Annotated in this window: 21 protein-coding genes; 6 read left to right on the top strand and 15 right to left on the bottom strand. The window is 61.3% G+C overall.

Translation table 11 applies throughout. The annotated features are described in order from the left end of the window. Positions 1-45: 45 nt before the first annotated feature. From NL154_RS31050 to NL154_RS31010, 9 genes are all read right to left on the bottom strand, one after another. Positions 46-960, bottom strand: coding sequence for a c-type cytochrome (locus tag NL154_RS31050; RefSeq protein WP_434734691.1), 915 nt, complete (start codon positions 958-960; stop codon positions 46-48). A gap of 121 nt (positions 961-1,081) precedes the next feature. Then, positions 1,082-1,810 carry a TIGR04290 family methyltransferase gene (locus NL154_RS31045; protein WP_434734690.1) on the bottom strand — a complete coding sequence of 243 codons (729 nt, stop codon included), beginning with the start codon at positions 1,808-1,810 and terminating at the stop codon, positions 1,082-1,084. 14 nt (positions 1,811-1,824) lie between these two features. Next, the gene (locus NL154_RS31040; RefSeq protein ID WP_221147565.1) at positions 1,825-2,871 is read right to left on the bottom strand and encodes a UDP-glucuronic acid decarboxylase family protein; all 1,047 of its coding nucleotides are present in this window, start codon (positions 2,869-2,871) and stop codon (positions 1,825-1,827) included. Positions 2,872-2,883: 12 nt separating this feature from the next. Then, complete coding sequence (locus NL154_RS31035; RefSeq protein WP_434734689.1) at positions 2,884-3,984, bottom strand: CgeB family protein; 1,101 nt, start codon at positions 3,982-3,984, stop codon at positions 2,884-2,886. After that, a complete protein-coding gene (locus NL154_RS31030; protein ID WP_434734688.1) occupies positions 3,981-5,069 on the bottom strand; it encodes a CgeB family protein in 1,089 nt (362 codons plus the stop codon). Before NL154_RS31030 ends, NL154_RS31035 begins: the two co-directional genes overlap by 4 nt. Then, a complete protein-coding gene (locus tag NL154_RS31025; RefSeq protein ID WP_434734687.1) occupies positions 5,066-6,196 on the bottom strand; it encodes a CgeB family protein in 1,131 nt (376 codons plus the stop codon). Before NL154_RS31025 ends, NL154_RS31030 begins: the two co-directional genes overlap by 4 nt. A 2-nt stretch (positions 6,197-6,198) precedes the next feature. Next, the gene (locus tag NL154_RS31020; protein ID WP_434734686.1) at positions 6,199-7,311 is read right to left on the bottom strand and encodes a glycosyltransferase family 4 protein; all 1,113 of its coding nucleotides are present in this window, start codon (positions 7,309-7,311) and stop codon (positions 6,199-6,201) included. After that, positions 7,308-9,350 carry an NAD-dependent epimerase/dehydratase family protein gene (locus tag NL154_RS31015; protein ID WP_210633752.1) on the bottom strand — a complete coding sequence of 681 codons (2,043 nt, stop codon included), beginning with the start codon at positions 9,348-9,350 and terminating at the stop codon, positions 7,308-7,310. Before NL154_RS31015 ends, NL154_RS31020 begins: the two co-directional genes overlap by 4 nt. After that, the gene (locus NL154_RS31010; RefSeq protein WP_221147561.1) at positions 9,347-10,450 is read right to left on the bottom strand and encodes an NAD-dependent epimerase/dehydratase family protein; all 1,104 of its coding nucleotides are present in this window, start codon (positions 10,448-10,450) and stop codon (positions 9,347-9,349) included. Before NL154_RS31010 ends, NL154_RS31015 begins: the two co-directional genes overlap by 4 nt. Before the next feature lie 178 nt (positions 10,451-10,628). Here NL154_RS31010 and NL154_RS31005 point away from each other — a divergent pair, with 178 nt between their 5' ends. Next, positions 10,629-11,618 (top strand): MDR/zinc-dependent alcohol dehydrogenase-like family protein, encoded by a 990-nt coding sequence (locus NL154_RS31005; RefSeq protein WP_434734685.1) that lies wholly within the window; start codon positions 10,629-10,631, stop codon positions 11,616-11,618. Further along, positions 11,615-12,640, top strand: coding sequence for a Gfo/Idh/MocA family protein (locus tag NL154_RS31000; protein WP_434734684.1), 1,026 nt, complete (start codon positions 11,615-11,617; stop codon positions 12,638-12,640). Before NL154_RS31005 ends, NL154_RS31000 begins: the two co-directional genes overlap by 4 nt. A 5-nt stretch (positions 12,641-12,645) precedes the next feature. Here the strand turns inward: NL154_RS31000 and NL154_RS30995 are convergent, their stop codons facing one another. Together NL154_RS30995 and NL154_RS30990 are read right to left on the bottom strand one after the other, a co-directional pair. Beyond that, entirely contained in the window at positions 12,646-12,816 is a 171-nt protein-coding gene (locus NL154_RS30995) for a hypothetical protein (protein WP_210633745.1), read from the bottom strand. 190 nt (positions 12,817-13,006) lie between these two features. Next, positions 13,007-13,228, bottom strand: coding sequence for a hypothetical protein (locus tag NL154_RS30990; protein ID WP_210633744.1), 222 nt, complete (start codon positions 13,226-13,228; stop codon positions 13,007-13,009). 245 nt (positions 13,229-13,473) lie between these two features. Here NL154_RS30990 and NL154_RS30985 point away from each other — a divergent pair, with 245 nt between their 5' ends. Beyond that, positions 13,474-14,235 carry a nucleotidyltransferase family protein gene (locus NL154_RS30985; RefSeq protein ID WP_434734683.1) on the top strand — a complete coding sequence of 254 codons (762 nt, stop codon included), beginning with the start codon at positions 13,474-13,476 and terminating at the stop codon, positions 14,233-14,235. A gap of 10 nt (positions 14,236-14,245) precedes the next feature. After that, complete coding sequence (locus tag NL154_RS30980; RefSeq protein ID WP_210633740.1) at positions 14,246-14,968, top strand: metallophosphoesterase family protein; 723 nt, start codon at positions 14,246-14,248, stop codon at positions 14,966-14,968. An 18-nt stretch (positions 14,969-14,986) separates the two neighbouring features. Here the strand turns inward: NL154_RS30980 and NL154_RS30975 are convergent, their stop codons facing one another. After that, entirely contained in the window at positions 14,987-15,193 is a 207-nt protein-coding gene (locus NL154_RS30975) for a hypothetical protein (protein WP_221156029.1), read from the bottom strand. Between the two features lie 270 nt (positions 15,194-15,463). Between NL154_RS30975 and NL154_RS30970 the strand changes: the two genes are divergently transcribed. Further along, the gene (locus NL154_RS30970) at positions 15,464-16,633 is read left to right on the top strand and encodes a zinc-dependent alcohol dehydrogenase (RefSeq protein WP_210633736.1); all 1,170 of its coding nucleotides are present in this window, start codon (positions 15,464-15,466) and stop codon (positions 16,631-16,633) included. A gap of 46 nt (positions 16,634-16,679) precedes the next feature. Then, positions 16,680-17,480 carry an SDR family NAD(P)-dependent oxidoreductase gene (locus NL154_RS30965; protein WP_210633734.1) on the top strand — a complete coding sequence of 267 codons (801 nt, stop codon included), beginning with the start codon at positions 16,680-16,682 and terminating at the stop codon, positions 17,478-17,480. A gap of 72 nt (positions 17,481-17,552) precedes the next feature. Here the strand turns inward: NL154_RS30965 and NL154_RS30960 are convergent, their stop codons facing one another. From NL154_RS30960 to NL154_RS30950, 3 genes are all read right to left on the bottom strand, one after another. Continuing rightward, positions 17,553-17,816 carry a hypothetical protein gene (locus NL154_RS30960; protein ID WP_064712032.1) on the bottom strand — a complete coding sequence of 88 codons (264 nt, stop codon included), beginning with the start codon at positions 17,814-17,816 and terminating at the stop codon, positions 17,553-17,555. A 54-nt stretch (positions 17,817-17,870) separates the two neighbouring features. Next, positions 17,871-18,116, bottom strand: a complete 246-nt coding sequence (locus NL154_RS30955) for a hypothetical protein (RefSeq protein WP_434734682.1) — start codon at positions 18,114-18,116, stop codon at positions 17,871-17,873. A gap of 74 nt (positions 18,117-18,190) precedes the next feature. Beyond that, positions 18,191-20,089 carry an APC family permease gene (locus tag NL154_RS30950; RefSeq protein ID WP_221158257.1) on the bottom strand — a complete coding sequence of 633 codons (1,899 nt, stop codon included), beginning with the start codon at positions 20,087-20,089 and terminating at the stop codon, positions 18,191-18,193. Positions 20,090-20,322 lie beyond the last annotated feature (233 nt).

The raw sequence follows: 20,322 nt of genomic DNA, 5'->3' as shown, positions 1-20,322 counted from the left end.
CCCCCGTTCTCGCGTTCTTCAATATCACTCGATCGGCGATACGCATCAAGGATGGGACGTCGGGCGCGGCGGCAGCGACTTCAGGTATCGGGCGATAGCCATCCGGTCGACCTCCGGGAGCTCCGCCGTATTCTCGACCACATCCGCCATGGACCAGCCGACATAGCCGTGACCCGGCGTCCTGCCGCTGTGAAGCATTTCGGCGACATCCTGCTCCGACCACGAGCTGATACCTGTCGGCGTGATGTTAGGGTTGAAGCCGACACCTTCAGAACTCACTCCGCCGGCGAACCTGGTTTTTGGCTTTAACGCGCCGAATATGTTGCGGGATGAGTGGCACTCGGCGCAATGACCGAGCGTCTCCGCGAGATAGGCACCGCGATCATGCACGGGATCGCCGCTCAGCGCTGCTTCCGATCTGCCTTCGTGGAAGAACAGAAGCTTCCAGAAGCCGACGAAGCGGCGGATGCGAAACAAGGGGGAAATATCGTGTGGCTGCGGGCGCTCCGGCACGGGCGAAAGCGTATGCAGAAAGGCGTATAGATCTCTGACGTCGCCGAGAGTCATCCCCGTGTAGCTGGGATAGGGGAATACCGGGTAATAATGCTGCCCTGAGGGAGAGACCCCTGAAATCAGCGCGTTGGCGAGATCGGCAACCGACCACGATCCGATACCGGCCTCTGGGTCGGACGAGATATTGGGAACTCTGAAGGTTCCATAAGGTGAGGCCAGGGCAAGATCTCCTCCGAGCCTTAAGCGGTCCGGCTGACCGGGGGAAGCATGACAGGAGGAGCAGCCGCCTGCAGCAAAGACCACTCTGCCGCGCTCGGCATCCCCCGGCGTCAGCGTGGGATCGCCCGCAGCGAAACGTGGATGCGGACTTGTCAGCAGCCAGGTTGCGAGGCAGACAAGGAGGACCGCGGCGACAGCGGTCGAAAGCAGTCGGGCACCTTTCACCATTCTGGACCCGCTAGAGCAATTCCGGGAAAACTATGAAACAGTTTTCCGTCCGGCGTTGCGAACGACAACTTAGAGCGGTTTCGCATTTCCGTGAAAAGCTCAATCGCTCTGGATGAACACCTCAACCGGGCGGCGGCTCGACCATATATGGCCGCCGCCCCAGGCGGCAGAGATAAACTTCTCGCTCGGGATTGGCCTCGATGACAAAACCCGAGCTGCGCAGCATCGCTTCGACCGCCGCCTTGTTGGGAATGAACCAATTGGTGGGATCGGCAGCATAACGCTCTTCGACAAAGAACAGCTTCGGAAAATCCGGCCGGTTAAAAACCTTCCATTCCGAAAAGTCGTAATCCTCTTCCAGCGTGGCAATCCGCTCTTCACCACGCTGCAGGCATTGGAACAGCATGAGGTCTGCAACCACATGTTCGTGGAGCAGATCCAGTGCCAGCAACGGATGGCGCAGGTGGTAAAGCACGCCCATGAAGATCACAAGATCGAACCTCTCGCCAAGTTTCGACACATCGTAAACCGACATCTGCCTGAACTCGATATCGAGGCCGAAATGATCGGCGGCGAAGCGGGCCTGCTCGAGATAACGTGGATCGCTGTCGATGCCTAACACCCGCCCGGCGTTGCGGCGCTTCATTTCGAGCGCATAAAAGCCTGCATTGCAGCCGATATCGAGAACGCTGCGTCCTTCCAGATCCTTGGGCACGACATGTTTGAAGCCTTCCCATTTGAACGCCGGATAGTCGCCGAGAAAATGGTCCGGCGCGGTTTCGATCTCTCCGAACCGCATATTCTGAAACCAGGGGCCCAGTTCATTGATACGCTGTTGCAGGTTCACCATCGTGTGCATCCGCGTCAGTTGTCCAAGGGGGCGGCCTGCGAGGCAGCCGCGGCGCGATGACGGCGAGGCGCAGCGACGCGTTTACGGGGACGATCGTCCAAATTGGCGGCAAACCAGTCGATCGTATATCTGAGCCCCTCGGCAAGGGGCACCGTCGGCTGCCAATCGAGAAGTTCTGTCGCGCGGGAAATATCGGGCCGGCGGCGTTGAGGATCATCCTTCGGCAAAGGTCGGTAGGCCACAGCCGTTCGCACCGGCACCATCGATCGAATCATCTGCGCAAGCTCGTTGATGGTGAACTCCCCGGGATTGCCGAGGTTGACGGGCACGCCAGGGTTCGGCCGCACATCCATCAGCGCCTTGAGGCCGCCGACAAGATCGCTGACGTAGCAGAAGGATCGGGTCTGCATGCCGCTTCCGTAGATGGTGAGCGGTTTCCCCGAGAGGGCCTGCACGATCAGGTTGGAGACGATCCGGCCGTCATTTGCCTGCATTCGCGGCCCATAGGTGTTGAAGATGCGGGCGACCCGCACATCGACGCGGCCCGCGCGCAGCATATCGAAGCAAAGAGCTTCGGCGGCGCGCTTTCCCTCGTCATAGCAAGCGCGCGGTCCTGTGCAGCTGACATTTCCGCGATAGTCTTCCGTTTGCGGATGCTCGGCGGGATCGCCATAGACCTCGCTCGTCGAGGCCTGGAGAAAGGCGGCCCGGTGCCGCTCGGCAAGCGCCAGCAGATTGCCCGTGCCGGCGACGCACGTCATCATCGTGTGAACGGGATCCGCCTGGTATTGCGGCGGGGACGCGGCGCAGGCCAGATTATAGATCTGGTCGAGCGGTTCGCCGATTTCAATGAATTTGCAGATATCCTGTTCGATGAGCCGGAAGCCCGGATGGTTCATCAACGGCCTGACATTGTCCCGCGAGCCGGTAATATAGCTGTCGACGCAAATGACGCTGTCGCCACGGCCGAGCAGAGCATCGCATAGATGCGAGCCGACAAAGCCGGCGCCTCCTGCCACCAGAACAGTCTTGCCTTTTCCGCGACGATTGGCTTGAAGCATCGATACTCTCCTTCACGCTGAGATACGGTCGAAAGCTCGCTTGGCGGGCCGATCGGAAAGAGCCCGGACGAGCTCGCCGGCACGTGCGACACCGGTATGACTGCTCATCGCCAGCTTTCTCGCTGCTGCGGCGGCGGCCAGGCGGTCGCTGTCGGGAAGCTCCGTCAGCAGCGCCACGACATCCTCCGGCGCGCGCGCAACGAACAAGGCCTTACCGTCCGGCAGCAGCTCGTCGAGACCCTGCCATAAATCGCTGATGATCGGCGCACCGCAGGCGGCAGCCTCGAACAACCGCACGCTGGGAGACCAGCCCGCGGCAATCATATCGCTGCGGGTCACGTTCAGCGTGAACCGCTGCCGGCTGTAAAAGCTTGCGTGATCGGCAGGCGGCAGATGCTCGATGCGCTCGACATTGGCCGGCCATTCGATCCCGGCGGGATATTGCGGCCCGGCGACAACGAAGCGCATCGACGGCAGGCGGCGCGCCGGCTCCAGCAGAAGCCGCTCCAGTGTCGGTTGGCGGTCGGGGCTATAGGTTCCGAGGTAGCCGAGATCCCAGCAAGTGGGCTCGCCGGTATCGGCATAGCGGCCCTCGTCGACCGAACAATAGAGCGCGATGGCCCTGCGCGCGCCATATCTCTGTTCGAGCCGCGTCAACACCCTTCCTCCGGAGAAGGAGAAGTAGGTGTCAAATAAAGGAATCTGGCGCAGCGCCAGATATTCCTCGTCACCGCGACCGAGCTTGGCGAGGGTGACCGGCGTGTCAATGTCATAGAAGCAGAGGCGTTTCGGCTCCAGCGCCTCGAGCCTGTCGATGAGCGGCACACCATCGGGGACGTAGGATCCGACGATGACGGCATCGGCCTTGCCGAGCCTTTCACCGTGACGCTCGATCATTGCGCCGATATCGGAATAATAGGCAAGCTCGCAGAAGCCCGGCGATGGCAGGTCCCGGTGGCTGGCATACCAGGGCACGTCCCGCTCCAGGAACAGGACCCGATGGCCGTCCTGCCGAAGCCCCTTGATCAGGGCGCGATAGGTCGTGGCGTGACCGTTCCCCCAGGAAGAGGAAAGGGAGAGTCCGAGGAAAACGATATCGAGCGATCTCGTCATTCAGCCGCCTCCCGCGCGCCAAGACGGGCGCGAAAAATCTCGTCTGCCGTTTCGGCGCGATTGACATAGGTGTGTTCGGCCAGAACGCGCCGGCGCGCCCTTTCCCCAATTTCCCGTGCGGCTTGGTGCGACAGGCCGCTGAGCAAGGCAGCCACGTCCTGTCCGTCGCGGGCGACCAGGACCTCCTCGCCGGACTTCAGAAAGACATCGATGCCTTCCCAGTAGTCGGTAATAAGGCAAGCCCCGGCGCCAGCCGCCTCGAAGACCCGCGTCGCAGGGGAAAAACCATTCTCCGCCATACTGGCGCGCGATATGTTGAGGACCGCCATCGGCGTCACGTTGAAGGCGTTGTGATCACGCGTCGGGACATGGCCGATATAGCGGACGTTTGAAGGGATCGGCTTATCCTGCCAGCCGGAACCGCCGAGCAGGAACGTCCGGTTCGGCAGACGCGACGCCGGTTCCAGGAAGAAATGCTCGACCCTGGCCTCTCGATCCGGCAGGCGGTTGCCAAGGAAACCGAGGTCGGCGGCGAAGCGGTAGTCCTGCGGCACCGGATGATGCGTTTGCGGGTCCAGCGCATTGTAGATCGGCACGCATTCGGCCGCTCCGACGGAACGGTATGCGCTCACGACAGGATCGCCGCCGCCATAGGTCAGCACGAGATCAAGCCCGGCGAGCGCACGGCGCAAAGGATGATCTGGGTTGGCCCTAAGTTCGGCAAGCGTCGCCGGCGCGTCCACGTCCCAGAAGATCTTCAACGCTTGGGGTCGGGCGTTGCGCAGCACCTCTTCCAGCAATCGGTCGTCCTCGAAACCGACACCGCTCGCCTTGACGACGATATCAGCTTCGGACGCCTCGCTGGTGACGGCCTTGAGGGCGTCAATCGTCCCTTCGTAGACGACGACCCTGCACCAGTCCGGCGGATCCATGTCGCGGTTCTTCTGCCGATCATAGACATCGGGCTCATAGAAGGTGATGTCATAACCCTTCTCCGCCAGCGCCCGCAGCAGACCGCGATAATAAGTGGCGGCGCCGTTCCAATAGGCGGAGACGAGACTTGAACCGTAAAAGGCGATCTTCATTCGGCAGCCTCCCTGGATTGCAGGGTTGCGGTGACCCTATGCGTGCCGCAGCGCGCCAGGATGGCGAAAAGCTCGTCGACGCGGTGGCGGCAGGTGTGACGGGCCTTGATCGTTTCAAGGCCGGCAGCGGCAATGCTCGTAGCCAAATCGGCGTCGGAGAGGATATCGCGCAGGCGTTTCTTCATCTCTTCACCATTGCTAACGACAAGATAGTCGCTGCCGGTCTCGAAGAGATGTTCGACGTCGTTCCAGGGCGCCGAGAGCAGGGGTATTCCGCAGGCGAGCGCCTCGAAGACACGGATGGTCGGAATACCCGGCAGGTGTTCGACATAGGGTCGGCGCGGAATGTGTACGGTGACCCTATGGCGGGCGAAGGCCGCGGGAACGTCGGCATTGGCTATCCAGCCGCCATAGGCGATGCCGGCCTTGCGCAGCTCGTCCAATGCATGGCCGGGATAGCGTACGCCGCGAACGACCGTGTTCAAGCCGAGATCTCTCGCGGGACGGATCAGGAATTCGCCGATTTCGGCGGACCGTTCATCGTCGCCCCAGTTGCCGATCCAGATGAGGTCTCCGGCTTTCTCGATCTCCGGCAACGGTCGAAACAGCGTGTCGTCGGCCGCCTCGTGCCAAGTGAAGACGGATTTCCCCCAGCCGGCTCTGAGATAACGTTCGCGCAGCGTCTGTCCGAAGGCCAGCACCCCATCATAGTCGTCAAGCGCCAGCCCTGCGATATCGCCCTCGGCGGTGACGGCCCGATGATGCGTATCGTGGAAAAGCAGGGTGAAGGTTGCGCCATTGCGCCGGATGCGGCCGAGCCTCTCGACCAATTGCGGTTCCGTCCACTCGTGGACGATGACGACGTCGGCATCGGCAAGCGCTGCTTCATGGTCGAATTCGACACCATACGTTCGCGAACGGTGCTGCGGAAATGCCTGGTGAAATGCCTCGACCGCAGCCGGCCCCTGGTCCCTCACCAGATTGGCCCGGCTCCAGGCATCCTGCGGCTCCAGCGCCAGCGTCTCATGGCCGCGCCGCTGGAGATCGCGCATGATGCCGCGAAGAAAATGGGCATTGCCGTGATTCCAGTCGGAGACCAGTGAATGAGTGTAAAAAAGGAACTTCATGGTCACTCCGCTGCTGTTGAAAAACCGCGGGCGCACATGCCGGAATAGATCGAGCGCATCGCCTCTGCCTGAGCCTTGACACTGAAGCCGGCAGAGCGAGCACGCGCTTTTCGTCCGAGCGCGGCGCGCTGCTGCGGATCGCCGGCAAAAGAATTGAAAGCATCGGCGAAGACATCGGGGCGATGCGGATCGGCAAAGAGAGCGGCTCCGTCCCAGATCTCGCGATAGGTGGGAATATCAGAAAGCACCAAGGCCGCGCCCGCCCGCGCCGCTTCGAGAGCGGCTAGACCGAAAGGCTCGTAGAGCGACGGCGAGGCGACGATGGCCGCCTGCCGCGTCAAGGCGCTCATCCGCTCATGCGAAAGCTCGCCGCGGTGATCGGCATGGCGAAATCGCATGTTCTGCCCATTGGGACCGGTGGTCGCGCCGGCCGCCGCCACCGTCCAGCGCGTCATCGCTGCAGCCTCATCCAGCACGGCCCCGTTCTTGCCGTCGTCCCACCAGCGCCCGGCGGCAAGAACAAAGTCCTGCTTGGGTTCGTCGGAAACCGCAAGGGCGCTGGCGTTGTGAACGACCTGGAGATTTCCGATCGTTCCATAGGCCGCTTCCATCGCTCTCGCATGGCTGTGGCTTGGCGCGATGACCGTGTCCGCGCATGCAAAGCCCTCCTGGTTCAGCCGGTACTGCCACTGCCAGTCCGGCGGCACTTCGCGTCCGCGGACAGCGGCAAACCATGTGACGACACAGGAATGGCAAACCACCGCAATCGGCAGGTTTGTTTGCATGCCCGCCGCTTGCGACGGCAGATTGAGATGCAGAAGATCGGCCTGTTCGCGGCGCGCGAGATCGGCGATCAGCCGCGGAACTTCGGCAACGGCCTCTTCAGTCTGGGCCGTCCAGTCGAGCGGCGCATCCAGCCAGACGAGCTTGCCGACCCGGCCGGCCTCGGCGACCTTGTCGTCTGCAGGGAAAGGCCCCAGCCCGGCAAAGACAACCTCGATGTTGTTCGATTTCAGGGCTGCGCCCAAGTTCATGGCGTAACGCCAGACGCCGCCGATGGCGTCGACCGTCATCAGCACGCGGCGGTGCCTGTTGCTCCGGTCGTGTCCGCTCATGCCGACACCTTCCGCTTTTCCCTGCGGATCTGCCGGCCGCCGAAACGATGGGCGATCAGCCATTCGGCGAGGTGCCGCAAACCATGACGCCATCCGATTCCGGCTTGCCAGCCGGTTTCCTGTTCAAGTCTCGTCGTGTCGGCCACGAAATAGAATTGGTCGCCGGCGCGCCATGGGCCAAAGCTGGTTTCGACAGGCCGACCCGCAAACACTTCGATCTCGCGCAGCACCGAGAGCACGCTGACGGCGTTGCGCGGTCCGCCACCGAGGTTGAATGCTTTGCCGCTAACCCGCTCGATATTGGAAAGCAGCGCCCGATAGGCAGCGACGGCATCATCGACATGCAGAATGTCCCGCACCTGCTTGCCGTCTCCGTAGATTGAAATGGGTTCCCCGCCGAGCGCCCGGATCAGGAAATGCGCCACCCAGCCCTGGTCCTCGGTGCCGAACTGGCGCGGCCCATAGATACAGCTCATCCGCAGGACGGCGGCAGGGATGCCGTAGGATTTCGCGTAGTCGAGGATATACTGATCGGCCACACCCTTCGAACATCCGTAAGGCGTGCAGAAATCAAGCGGCCGATCCTCGCCGATTCCTTGCGTCCTGACGGTCTCGTCTTCGGGAAGATAACGATCGCCGAGTTCGACCAGGCCGAGATCGTCGAGAGCACCATAGACCTTGTTGGTGCTGGCAAAGATGACCGGAGCCCGTTTGCCTGCCCTGCGCACCGATTCCAGCACATTGAGGGTACCGCGCGCGTTCGTTTCGAAATCCTCGAGCGGGTCGACGAGGCTGGTGGTCACCGCCGTCTGTGCAGCGTAGTGGAACACGGCCTTGGCATCCCTGAAGGCTGCCTCGATGCCCAGCAGATCGCGAACGTCGGCGAGCACCGGATGCACCCGTCCGCCATGCCGCTCCTTCAGCCATGAAAGATTCTGATCGACTCCCGATCGTGCCAGACTGTCGAGAATGATGACGTCCTCGCCGTCGCTGAGCAGGCTGTCGGCGAGATTGCAACCGACAAACCCGCTGCCGCCCGTGACGACGATCGGCGCGGCGCCGGAGGCGATGTTGGGAGCGGCAAGGGCCGCGACCTCCTCCAGCCTCTTGACGCCTCCTTCCGTGAGAAGGCGGGCAAGCAGCTTCGGCTTGTTGTCGTGGCTGACAGCCCCCAGATGATAATGCCTGGGATCAAACCACAGGCCTTCCTGAACCGGAACATCCGGCGGCACGTCGCACCAGGAATACCAGTACATGCGATCGGCCGGCACGTTCAGGGCCTTGATGAAGCGCCGCGCCTGTTCGATCTCGTCATTGCGCCAGGTGGAGTAGCCGGTTTCGGTGATCCATATTTCCGCATCGGCATTATAACGATCGATAATCCCACGCATCTCTCCGAGATGCATGTCCCAGCCGCCCCAGCTTGCCTCCTCGCTGTCCCAGGTTCCGGGAAAGCCATGGAAGCCGACCGCATCGACCACGCCGAGCACGCCGCGCGTACCCATCAGATTGAGCCAATAGGGATCGAAGGGGCACGGGCCGCCAAGCACCGGTTTGTAGCCCCTCTGCTTCGCCCAGTAGGCGGCGCCTCCGACCATTTCGCAGAAAAGCAGGAAGTCGCTGTCGTGGCGCCAGTCCCAGTCAAGCAGGTTGTTCGGTTCGTTCCAGAGCTCGATATGGCTGATATAGCGGCCATAGCGCGTCAGGACATGATCAACGAAGTCGGCATAGGATTTGAGATCGATCGGCGGGCCCGAAGACCTGCCCGTCCGGGACAGGGAAGGCGGGGTATAGTGTATGCACGGCAGAAGGTCGATTTCACTGCCGATACGCGGGATCAGCCAATCGAACCATTGCTGGCCGCCGGGCGCCAGATATTCCGCCCAGGAAAGATGCGTGCGGAGATAACTGGCGCCACTTTCCAGAATATCCGGCAGCGCGACCTCAGCCCGCTCATATTCTCCGGGCCGGAACCATTCGACGAAACCGAACTGCCTCGTCTCCTGGTGATCGGATGCTCGAGAACCGGCCTTGTTCATGAAACCAGCCCCCGCTCTTCCAGTTGCCGCTTCATTTCGGCGCCACGGTCGACCGCCCCGGTCTGCCGCACCCATTCGGCGAAGGGAGCGAGGGCATTTTCGAGACGATATTTCGGTTCGAAGCCGAGCAGTTCGCGCGCCTTGGAAATGTCGGCGAAGCAATTGCGGATGTCTCCCGAACGCGCCTTGTTCATGATGTCCGGGCCAATCTCGGGCACGCCCATGGCATCGGCGAGAAGCGTTGCGACATCGGCGATCGAATAGGCCTGGCCGCTGCCGATATTGAGCACGTGACCGGCGGCTGCGGGTTTTTCCAGAGCCAGGCGGAAAGCTGTCGCCACGTCGCGGACATGGACAAAATCGCGCCGCTGCCTGCCATCCTCGAAGATCATCGGCGGCTGAGCGTTGGCCAGACGCGAACCGAAATTGGCGAGCACGCCGGTGTAAGGATTGGAAAGCGCCTGGCCCGCGCCGAAAACGTTGAAGAGACGCAGGGCGACGGCATCAAGCCCGTAGGCTTCACCGAAAATCAGAACCTGCCTCTCCTGGGCGTATTTCGTCAAAGCGTAGATGGACGCAAGATCGACCGGTTTCTCCTCGTCGGTGGCGACCGGTGTCAGCGGCCGGTTGTCCTGGTCAAGCGGATCCCACCGGCCCTGCTTGACATGCTGCATGCGCCGCCTGACATAGCCGAGCCGCTTTCCATCGACCGTCCGATAGAGCCCTTCTCCATAGACACTCATCGATGAGGCGACGACGATCGTCTTGACGGGAAGGCCGATCATGGCTTCCAGGAGCACCGCGGTGCCGAGATCGTTGCAGCCGACGTAGCGGGCAATTTCGTACATCGACTGTCCGACGCCGACTTCGGCGGCGAGATGGATGACGCCGTTCACACCGGCAAGCGCCGCGCGCACGGCGTCCTTGTCTCTGACATCGCCTTGGATGATCTCGGCTCCATCAGGCAGGCTGACTTCGGCGTCGCCATGCACCTGGTCGATCAGCGCATCGAGAATGCGCACGTCGTAGCCATTTTTCAGAAGTTCTTCGGCAACGTGGCGACCAATGAAGCCGCATCCTCCAGTTATCAAAATCGTCATTATGAGATCCGTCCGGTTGAATAATTGGCTTCGGAGATAGGCGCCGAACCGAACGCGAATGGAAAAGTTCCTTCTTCAATGACATCTTTATTGACTTCATCATCTATGCTTCTTTGACCTCTACCGGAACTCTTCGGGAGGCCTTTTGTTCTAGGGATGCCACATTGGAGGACATCTTATGGACATTGCGGCGACACAGAAGACCGGGCTCATGCGGGCGGCCATCGTCACCGGCCCCGGACGTATCTCGGTGGATACCCGCCCCTTGCCGGAACCCGGTCCGGGCCAGGTCAGGGTGAAACTGGAAGGATGCGGCGTCTGCGCCTCGAACCTCACGCCCTGGGCCGGGCCGGACTGGATGACGTTCCCCACCGAAGCTGGCGGGTTAGGTCACGAGGGCTGGGGCATTGTCGACGCCATAGGCCCCGATGTGACGGGAATCCGGATGGGAGAGCGGGTTGCTGCTCTTTCCTACCATGCCTACGCCACGCACGACATTGCCGATGCCTCGATGGTCGCATCACTGCCGAAGGAGCTGGATGGCAAGCCCTTTCCGGGCGAACCGCTCGGCTGCGCCATGAACATCTTCGGCCGCAGCAACATCGAGAGCGGCCAATCCGTCGCCATCATCGGCATCGGATTCTTGGGCGCCCTCCTCACCCGGCTTGCCGCGGCTGCGGGCGCAAGGGTGATCGCCATCTCGCGCCGGCCCTATTCCCTTGAGGTGGCGAGAGAGATGGGAGCGGCCGAGACTATTCCCATGGACGATCATTGGCGCATCATCGAACAAGTTAAAGCACTCACGGACGGAAAATTCTGCGATTGCGTCATTGAAGCCGTCGGCAAACAATGGCCGCTCGACCTGGCGGGCGAGCTTACGAAGGAACGGGGGCGACTGATCATCGCCGGTTATCACCAGGATGGGCCCCGCCAAATCAACATGCAGCTTTGGAACTGGCGCGGCCTCGACGTCATCAACGCTCATGAGCGCGAGCCGGCCGTCTATATCAAAGGCATTCGCGACGCCATAGAAGCCGTGCGCCAAGGTCGGATCGATCCGCGGCCGCTCTACACCCATAGCTATCCGCTGGAAAGGCTGGACGACGCCCTCAACACGACGCGCGACCGGCCGGACGGTTTCCTCAAGGCTCTGGTGCAATATTCATGAAGACGTGGATCTCCGGAGAACATGCGGCGACCGCCAGACGGCTGAAGCTCGGCTTTCTCGGCGTAGGCTGGATCGGCCGGCATCGGATGAAAGCGATCCTCGGGAGCGGCGTTGCCGAGGCCGGCGCCATCGCCGACCCTTCCATAAATATGGCACGAGAGGCCCTGGCGCTCGCCCCGGATGCCAGGATCGTCGCCGATCTGGACGCGTTGTTGGAGCAGGAGCTCGACGGCATCGTGATCGCAACACCAAGCGCCTGTCATGCCGAACAGTCCATCCGCGCCCTCGGTGCGGGCTTTGCCGTCTTCTGCCAAAAGCCGCTTGGCCGAACGGCATCCGAGGTCAGGGCCGTCGTCGATGCTTCCAGAACCGCCGACAGGCTGCTTGGCGTCGACCTTTCCTATCGACACACGCAGGGCATGCAGCAGATCCGTCAGCTCATCCGCGCGAACGCTCTTGGAAAGATCTTTGCGGCCGATCTGACCTTCCACAACGCCTATGGCCCCGACAAGCCCTGGTTCTACGACAAGAACCAGTCCGGCGGCGGCTGCGTCGTCGATCTCGGGGTTCACCTCGTCGACCTGGCCTTATGGTGCCTCGATTATCCCTCCGTCACCAACGTTACGAGCGCTTTGAGAGCGGGTGGAAAAAGGCTCGAAAGCACCGGCCAGGTCGAGGATTTTGCGACCGCAACGCTGACGCTTGCAGGCGGCGAAATCATCCGTCTGACATGCTCCTGGCGCCTCAACGCCGGCTGTGACGCCGAGATCCGCGCTGATTTCTTCGGAACCGAGGGAGGCGCCTCGTTCAGAAATGTCGATGGCTCATTCTATGATTTTACGGCCGTCAGGATGTCCGGCACTTCGAGCGAAACTCTGGCCCTCCCTCCCGATGAATGGGGCGGACGGGCTGCCGTGGATTGGGCAAGAAAGCTCGCCGGAGGCCAGCGCCACGATCCCGTGTGCGAGAATTTCATCGCGGTCGCGGAGGCAATCGACGGCATCTATGGCGCCGGCATGTGATCGATCTAGGAGCCTTTGACGAGGCCATAGAGAACGATCGTCGCATAAAGGGTGAATGCGACAACGGCGACCGTGCCGACCAGGATCAGGGCTATTCTGCCGGCATTGAGCCTGGCGCGCCTGCCGACGGAAGAGGACGACGGCCGCTGAACCGGATCTTTATCCCCCTCGCTCATCGTGTCTGCTCCGTCGTGGCCGCAGGTGATGTCTCGCCGGGTTTGCCGGGATGCCTCATCCATGTGAATGCGAGTGCGACAAGGCAGGCGATCATAAAAATGGTGACCACGCATATCAGCATGCGCCGTGGCGGTTGGGAGTTATCGTGGCTCATTCCTGAAGGAAAAGAGCCGCCTTTCCTCACCTCGCTCATGGCGCGCCCCGTTGCGGAAGCTCCGTCTCCTCATCGAGCTTCTCCTTGAGTTCGTCGAGCCGATCGCGCAGCAGCGACGCTTTCATGCGCCTTGCTTCCGCATCCGGCACCTCAACCATCCGGCCGCTGTCATCGGGAATGCCGGGGCCGCTTTCAGCAATAGTCTCGTTTCTGGGCCTGTCGTTGGTGCCGGTGGATATTTTCGCTCGCTTGTCCATGACATCCTCCGTTCAGATCTCGGGAACGTTTCTGCGATGCTTGTCATGGTCCAAACGACGCGCCGGTAGCGAAGTTCCGCATAATTCGGCAGCTTTTGTCGCCCCCCCTGCGATTATCGCGTGTACATCGCCCCGACGGGCTCGGCGGAACATAGAAGCCATCCAGGTGTTGCTTTGCGTATCAATTGCTGGGATCGACGATGACCGCTCGAAGTGCCGAAAGAGACAAAAACGACAATTCGCTCATGAAAGTGAAGGCGGTTCCGGAACTCATCGATCCCGACGCCGAGCCGTTCGTGACCCAGGCCGTCCGAGAACTCGTCGGATCGCAGATCCCGTTTCTGGTCGCCGGCACCTATGCTGTCTGCGCCTATACGGGCATTTCGCGCCAGACGAAGGACTTCGACATTTTTTGCAAAGCGGGCGACTACGCGCGCATCCTCGGCCACTTCAAGGCAAAGGGTTACACGGTCGAAGTCGAGGACGAGCGCTGGCTCGGAAAGGTCTTCAAGGGCAACCATTTCTTCGACGTCATCTTTGCCTCCTCCAACGGAACGATGCCGGTCGGCGACGACTGGTTCGAGGATGCGCGCAGGGTCAAGATGTGCGGCCACACGGTCAGGATCGTCAGCCCGACCGAACTCGTCTGGTCGAAGTGCTTTGTCCAACTGCGCCACCGCTATGATGGCGCCGATATCGCGCACGTCCTCTTGAAGGCACATGATTCCATCGATTGGCGCAAGCTGCTGGCTTATCTGGAAGTTCACTGGGAAGTCCTCCTCATCCATCTCCTCAATTTCCGGTGGATCTACCCGACCGAGCGAGACAAGATTCCGCAATGGCTGCTGGAAGAACTGCTGGACCGGCTCAAGGCGCAGCAGGAGCTGCCGTTGCCGCAAATGAAAATATGCCGTGGCCGGATGTATTCCCGCGTGGATTTCGAAATCGACGTGAAGGAATGGGGTTTTGCCGATGTCGGCGGCGAAGGCGAATTGCGAGGAGATTAGGAGAACCATAATGGATGAACAGCGAAGGAGCGTGAGAATTGCGGCGGTGGCCGATCTTCATGTGACCGAAGACGGCGCCAAGTCCTACAAGGATCTGTTTGCGGAGATTTCCTCCGTGGCCGACGTTCTCGTCATCGCCGGCGACCTCACCGATCTCGGCAAGCCCAAGGAGGCCGAACTGCTTGCGAGCGATCTGCGCCATTGCACGGTGCCGACAGTCGCCGTCCTCGGCAACCATGATCACGAGAGCGGCCAGGTCGATGACGTCTGCCGGGTCCTGACCGATGCCGGCGTGAAACTGCTCAACGGTCAGGCGGCCGAAGTCGCCGGCGTCGGCTTCGTTGGCGTCAAGGGCTTTGCGGGCGGCTTCGGGCGACACATGCTCGGCTCGTTCGGCGAGGCGGCGATCAAGGCGATGGTGGCCGAAAGCGTCGAGGAGTCGATGCGCCTCGAAAACGCGATGCGCCAGGTCCGCTCCGATCGCTCCCTCGTCGTGCTGCACTACGCGCCCATTGCCGAAACGGTGGCCGGCGAGCCCCTGGAAATCTATCCGTTTCTCGGCTCTTCACGGTTGGCGGAAACAATCGACCGATTCCGCGTCAGTGCGGTCGTGCATGGCCACGCCCACCGGGGGTCCTATGAGGGCCGGACGCCGGGCGGCGCCCCCGTCTACAATGTCGCGGCCCATATCGAGAAGCCTACGGGAAAGCCCTACGCGTTGCTTGAGCTCTGACTGAGCCGAGCGTCACGGCTACTTGTTGGTGCGTCCACGCTGGCGCGGATCCACACCGCCCTGGGGCGTCGTATCGTTGGCTGTGTCGCCTTCGACGGTGTTTTCGGCCTGCGTTGCTTCGTCGTCCGGCGGCGAGACGATGCCACGCGAGCGGCTAATGCCCGGATCGTCGGTAAGGTCAATATCGCTTGGCTTCATGGTCTTGGCATGTTTGGGGGAGGTCATCATCTTCTCCTTGCAACGTTGCGACCCTTTTGAGTGAACTCACGGCATAGTCCGGGGTTCCCCTGAATCAGCCTATGAACCCGTGACCATGAAAAGCCCTGCATTGCCGGGAACATTTTTCCGAAGCTGATGTTGAAGCGCCATGAGAGCGTTGCGCGTCCTTTCGGACGCTCAAAGGCGCTCTAACACCTTGAATCCGCGCATCGGGCTTTTCCGAAATCGATTCCGATTTTCGGGCCGATGCGCCGGCGACCGGCGAGGAGAACCACCGTGAGAGCTCTGACGTGGCACGGCAAGCACGACATCCGCTGTGACAGCGTCCCCGATCCTCAGATCCAGGACGGGCGCGATGCCATCATCAAGGTCACGGCCTGCGCGATCTGCGGATCGGATCTGCATCTCTACGACGGCGTCATGCCGGAGATGCACAGCGGCGACGTCATGGGTCATGAGACGATGGGCGAAGTGGTGGAAGTCGGCAAGGACAATACCAAACTCAAGGTCGGCGACCGCGTCGTCGTGCCCTTTACCATTTCCTGCGGCGAATGTTTCTTCTGCAAGCGCGGCTTCTATTCCGGCTGCGAGCGCTCAAATCCCGATCGAGCCAAGGTCGCGAAACTCTGGGGCAATTCGCCGGCGGGCCTGTTCGGCTACTCGCATCTGCTCGGCGGCTATGCCGGCGGACAGGCGGAATATCTGCGCGTGCCCTATGCCGATGTCGGGCCGATCAAGGTGCCGGCGGGGCTTTCCGACGAGCAGGTGCTCTTCCTGTCCGATATTTTCCCGACCGGTTATATGGCGGCCGATTTCTGCAACATCCAGCCTGGCGACACGATCGCGATCTGGGGCTGCGGCCCGGTCGGCCAGATGGCAATACGCTCTTCCTTCCTGCTCGGCGCCGAACGGGTGATCGCCATCGATGCAGTGCCCGAACGGATGGCGCTTGCGCAAGCGGCCGGCGCCATTACCCTCGATTTTATGGACAAGGACGTCTACGACCAGATCATGGAACTGACCGATGGCCGCGGTGCGGATGCCTGCATCGACGCGGTGGGAACCGAAGCCGAGGCAGCCGCCAGCTGGGATTCGCGCCTCGACCGCATCAAGGTCGCCATGTTCATGGGAACGGACAGGCCGCATGTGCTGCGTCAGGCCATCCACTGCTGCCGCAACTTCGGAACGGTCTCGATCGTCGGCGTCTATGGCGGTTTTCTCGACAAGATCCCGATGGGTTCGGCAATCAACCGCGGCCTGACGTTCAAGATGGCCCAGACGCCTGTCCAGCATTATCTGCCCATCCTGATGGAGCGTATTGAAAAGGGCGACATCGACCCGTCCTTCGTCATCACCCATCGCGGCACGCTGGAAGACGGTCCGGCCCTCTACAAGACGTTCCGCGACAAACAGGATGGATGCATCAAGGTCGTCCTGAAACCCTAAACTTCCTGCGCTTCCTTCGAACGGAAGGCTCTAAAGGAGAAGGATCATGGCTGATAAGGAAGCAGGCAAGGGCCTCGCCGTCGTCACCGGCGCCTCCACGGGCATCGGCTACGAACTGGCGAAATGCGCAGCCCGCGATGGATATGATCTCATCATTGCCGCCGATGAGAACCGCATCAACCAGGCGGCGGCCCGGCTGAAGGAATTCGGCACGGCAGTGGATGCCGTGGAAGCCGACCTTTCAACGCCCGAGGGCGTGGACCGGCTTGTGGAACGGATCACGGCCAGCGGCCGGTCGGTGGACCTGCTGATGGCCAACGCGGGATGCGGCCTCGGCAAGGCCTTTCTCGACCAGAACTTCACCGCGGCGCGCAGGGTCGTCGATACCAATGTCACCGGAACGATCCACCTCATTCATGCGATCGGCAATCAGATGCGCAGCCGCGGCGAAGGGCGCATCCTGCTGACGGGCTCGATCGCAGGCTTCATGCCGGGGTCCTACCAGGCCGTCTATAACGCCACCAAAGCCTTCATCAACAGCTTCTCCTTTGCACTGCGTGAGGAACTGAAGGATTCCGGCGTCACTGTCAGTTGTCTTATGCCCGGCGCGACGGAAACTGAATTCTTCAAGCGAGCCGGACTTACGGATACGGCGATCGGTCAGGCGAAGAAGGACGATGCCGGCGAAGTCGCGCGCATCGGCTATGACGCAATGATGGATGGCGAAGGTGATGTCGTCAGCGGCTGGAAGAACAAGCTTCAGGCGGCCGTCGCCAACGTCACGCCGGCAAGCGTGCTCGCCGACCAGCATTCGAAGATGGCAAAGCCCGGTTCGGGCATAAAATAGATGGCAGTTTCCCTAAACGACCGGTCGCCGCCGTCATCACGGCAGCGACCAGAAGGCAAGAAGGTTGAGCGCTCAGTCGCGCTCGACAAACTTGTTAAAGCGGCTCGTCTTTCCGTCCTTGGTCTTGTCCTGGTAGAGGAAGGCGAGCTTGTTTTCGTCGAAGATCTTGAAGAATTCGTCCCAGTCGATCTCGTCGAATTCCTCTTCCTTTTCTCCAAAATCGATCCGGAGAACGCCGCCTTTGCCGCGGGTCCGGATAGCTGCCGGCCTGCCGTCTCTTTCCTCCGCCCATTTACGGATTTTCTTGTGATCCGTCGTCGTCTCAGAACTGCTCATTGAAGCCTCCATTCCTCTTGGTTTTGAGCGATGGTGCTGCCATGGCTCACGCGGTTACAGCAGCGGCTGCCTTTGCTTCCAGTCGCGATACGGCGCGAGCACCTGGCCAGGATAACGCCGCTCGATCTCGTCCTCGGTCAAAGCGATCCGGGAGAGAACCTCCGCCGCCGCGTCGTTCTCGGCAGCGTTGCTCGCTGTTTCCAGTTCACTCATGGTCAGAAACAACTCGTCGTCGGTCATCGCCTTGAGGCGTCTGGCAAGCTCTTCGACCGGTTCAGATATAAGTGGATTCGGGGACATTGGCGCCTCTTTGCTGGTGCCTGTCCAACTTCGCTCCGGACACTAAGTTCCGCCGCTGCACGGTGAGAAAACGCTCATGTCGCCGCCTGCTCCTCCCGATATAGTCGCCAGGGAACCGTCGCCACCGTCAGGCGGGGACCTCCAAGCTTGACCAGTTTTGCCCTTAGCCGCCCTGCCCTGTTCATGTGCAGCAGCTTCTGCCACCATTTGTCTTTCACCGTTTCAGGGATCAGAACCGCGACCCGCCTCTCCGGACTATCGGCATCAAGCCTTTCGATCAGCCGCAGAAGCGGCTCATGCAGTTGCCGATAAGGCGCTGGGATGAGCATGAGCCGCGGCGGCTTCAGCCCGTGGGCGGCGATCGGCTCTTCCACCTCGACGCGCCATTCCTCGCGAAGCGCTTTTTCACTTTCCTCCAGATCAGGCCCACCGAGACGGATGAAATGGACCGCGACAACGTCGGGCGAGATCGTCAGAGCGAACTTGATGGCGCGTTCGCTCAACCTGTTCCATGTTTCGGTTACGACGAGAACGGTCGGCGGCTCAATATCTTCGACGGTGATAGGACCAGGCGTCCTGAGTTCGCGTTGAAGCGAGCGGTAGTAGCTCTTGATCGATTTCAGAATGGCAATGGTCACCGGGACCGTGATGAGGGTGATCCACGCGCCCTCCGCAAACTTGGCGATCAGGATGATGATGAGCGCCGCACCTGTCGAAACCGCGCCGACCGCGTTCATCGCCAGCTTTGCGGTGTATCTCTTGGGCTGACGGCGCCAATGCATCGTCATGCCCGCCTGAGAGATCGTGAATGTCAAGAAGGCGCCGATCGCAAAGAGCGGTATGAGATGGTCGGTTATTCCTCCGAAGACGATCAAAAGCAGTGCGGCGAAGCCGGAAAGAAACACGATGCCGACGGTGAACACCAGGCGGCGGCCCGGCTGGGCGAAAGCCCTCGGCAGATAGCCGTCGGCGGCAACCATCTGGCAAAGACGCGGAAAGCCGACGAAGCTGGTATTGGCCGACAGGCAAAGAACGCTGAGAAGGCTGGCCATTGCGATATAATAGAAGGCGCCGTGGCCGGCGACGGCGGCAAGCAATTGCGACAGGACACTCTGATAACCTTCCTTCGTCTGATCCATTGCGCCGATCTCGAAGACGGTTGCGATGGTAGCGACACCACCAAGAAGCAGACCGAGAATGACGACGATGATCGTCAGCGTGAAATAAGCGTTGCGCATGACAGGCTCTCTGAAAGACCCCATCCCGTTGGAAACGGCTTCCACTCCCGTCATGGCCGTGCAGCCGCTGGCAAAGGCGTGCATGAGGAGCCAGACGGTCGCACCCTGTGTGACTGGGCCCAGGGCAGGCGGCGGAATGAGGGTGGTGGGCTTCTCCGCCAAAGCGATGCCCACCAACCCATAGCCGATGGCGCCAAGGAAACAGAGGATGAAGAGGTAGGTCGGCAATGCGAATAGCCAGCCGGCCTCTCCCGTTCCTCGCAAATTGGCCAGCATGACGAGGAGGACGATGCCAAGGCAGAGGGGCAGAATGTAGGGGTGAAGGCTCGGCACCGCCGAGACGAGTGCCCCAACCCCTGCCGAAACGCCAACAGCGACATTCAGGACGTAATCGATCATCAACGCTGCGGCGGCAAGCAGGCTCGGATATTCTCCGAGGTTCTCCTTCGCCACCACATAGGCGCCGCCATTCGTCGGGTAAGCGGCGAGCGTCTGCCGGTAGGAGAAATAGAGAACCCCCAGCAGAGCAACGATGCAGAAGATCACCGGGCCGATATGGGCCAGGCCGAGCGCGCCGAGTGGAATGAGGACGGTGAGCGCTGCCTCCGGCCCATAGGATGATGAGCCGAGGCCATCCAGCCCCATGGCGGGCACGGCTTCTACCCAACCGATCTTCTTGTCTTCGTGCTCGCGATTGGCGAGACGCCGACCCAACAGGAGGGTACTGAGGTTCAATCTCTATTCCTTATCCGGGGGCTGGGGCGATAACCAACAACCAGCGGCCGCTCGGGTTCCCGGAGCCAAGGGCATAGAAGGACCCAGGCAGCTGGCCGTCGCTCTGCCGCCGATCCCATCCGTTCATATTGCAAAACTCGCGAACTGTGCGGAACAATTGGCCATCTGCGACGCGCGCCTGATATCGATGCCGTGCTGACGGGCGCTGCGATCCGGTTGAACCCGCAAGCCAT

It is taken from the genome of Rhizobium sp. YTUHZ044 (assembly GCF_051123975.1).
Classification (GTDB): Bacteria; Pseudomonadota; Alphaproteobacteria; order Rhizobiales; family Rhizobiaceae; genus Rhizobium.
The sequence above is the reverse complement of the archived record's forward strand: the minus strand, read 5'-3'. Positions and strand labels throughout refer to the sequence as shown.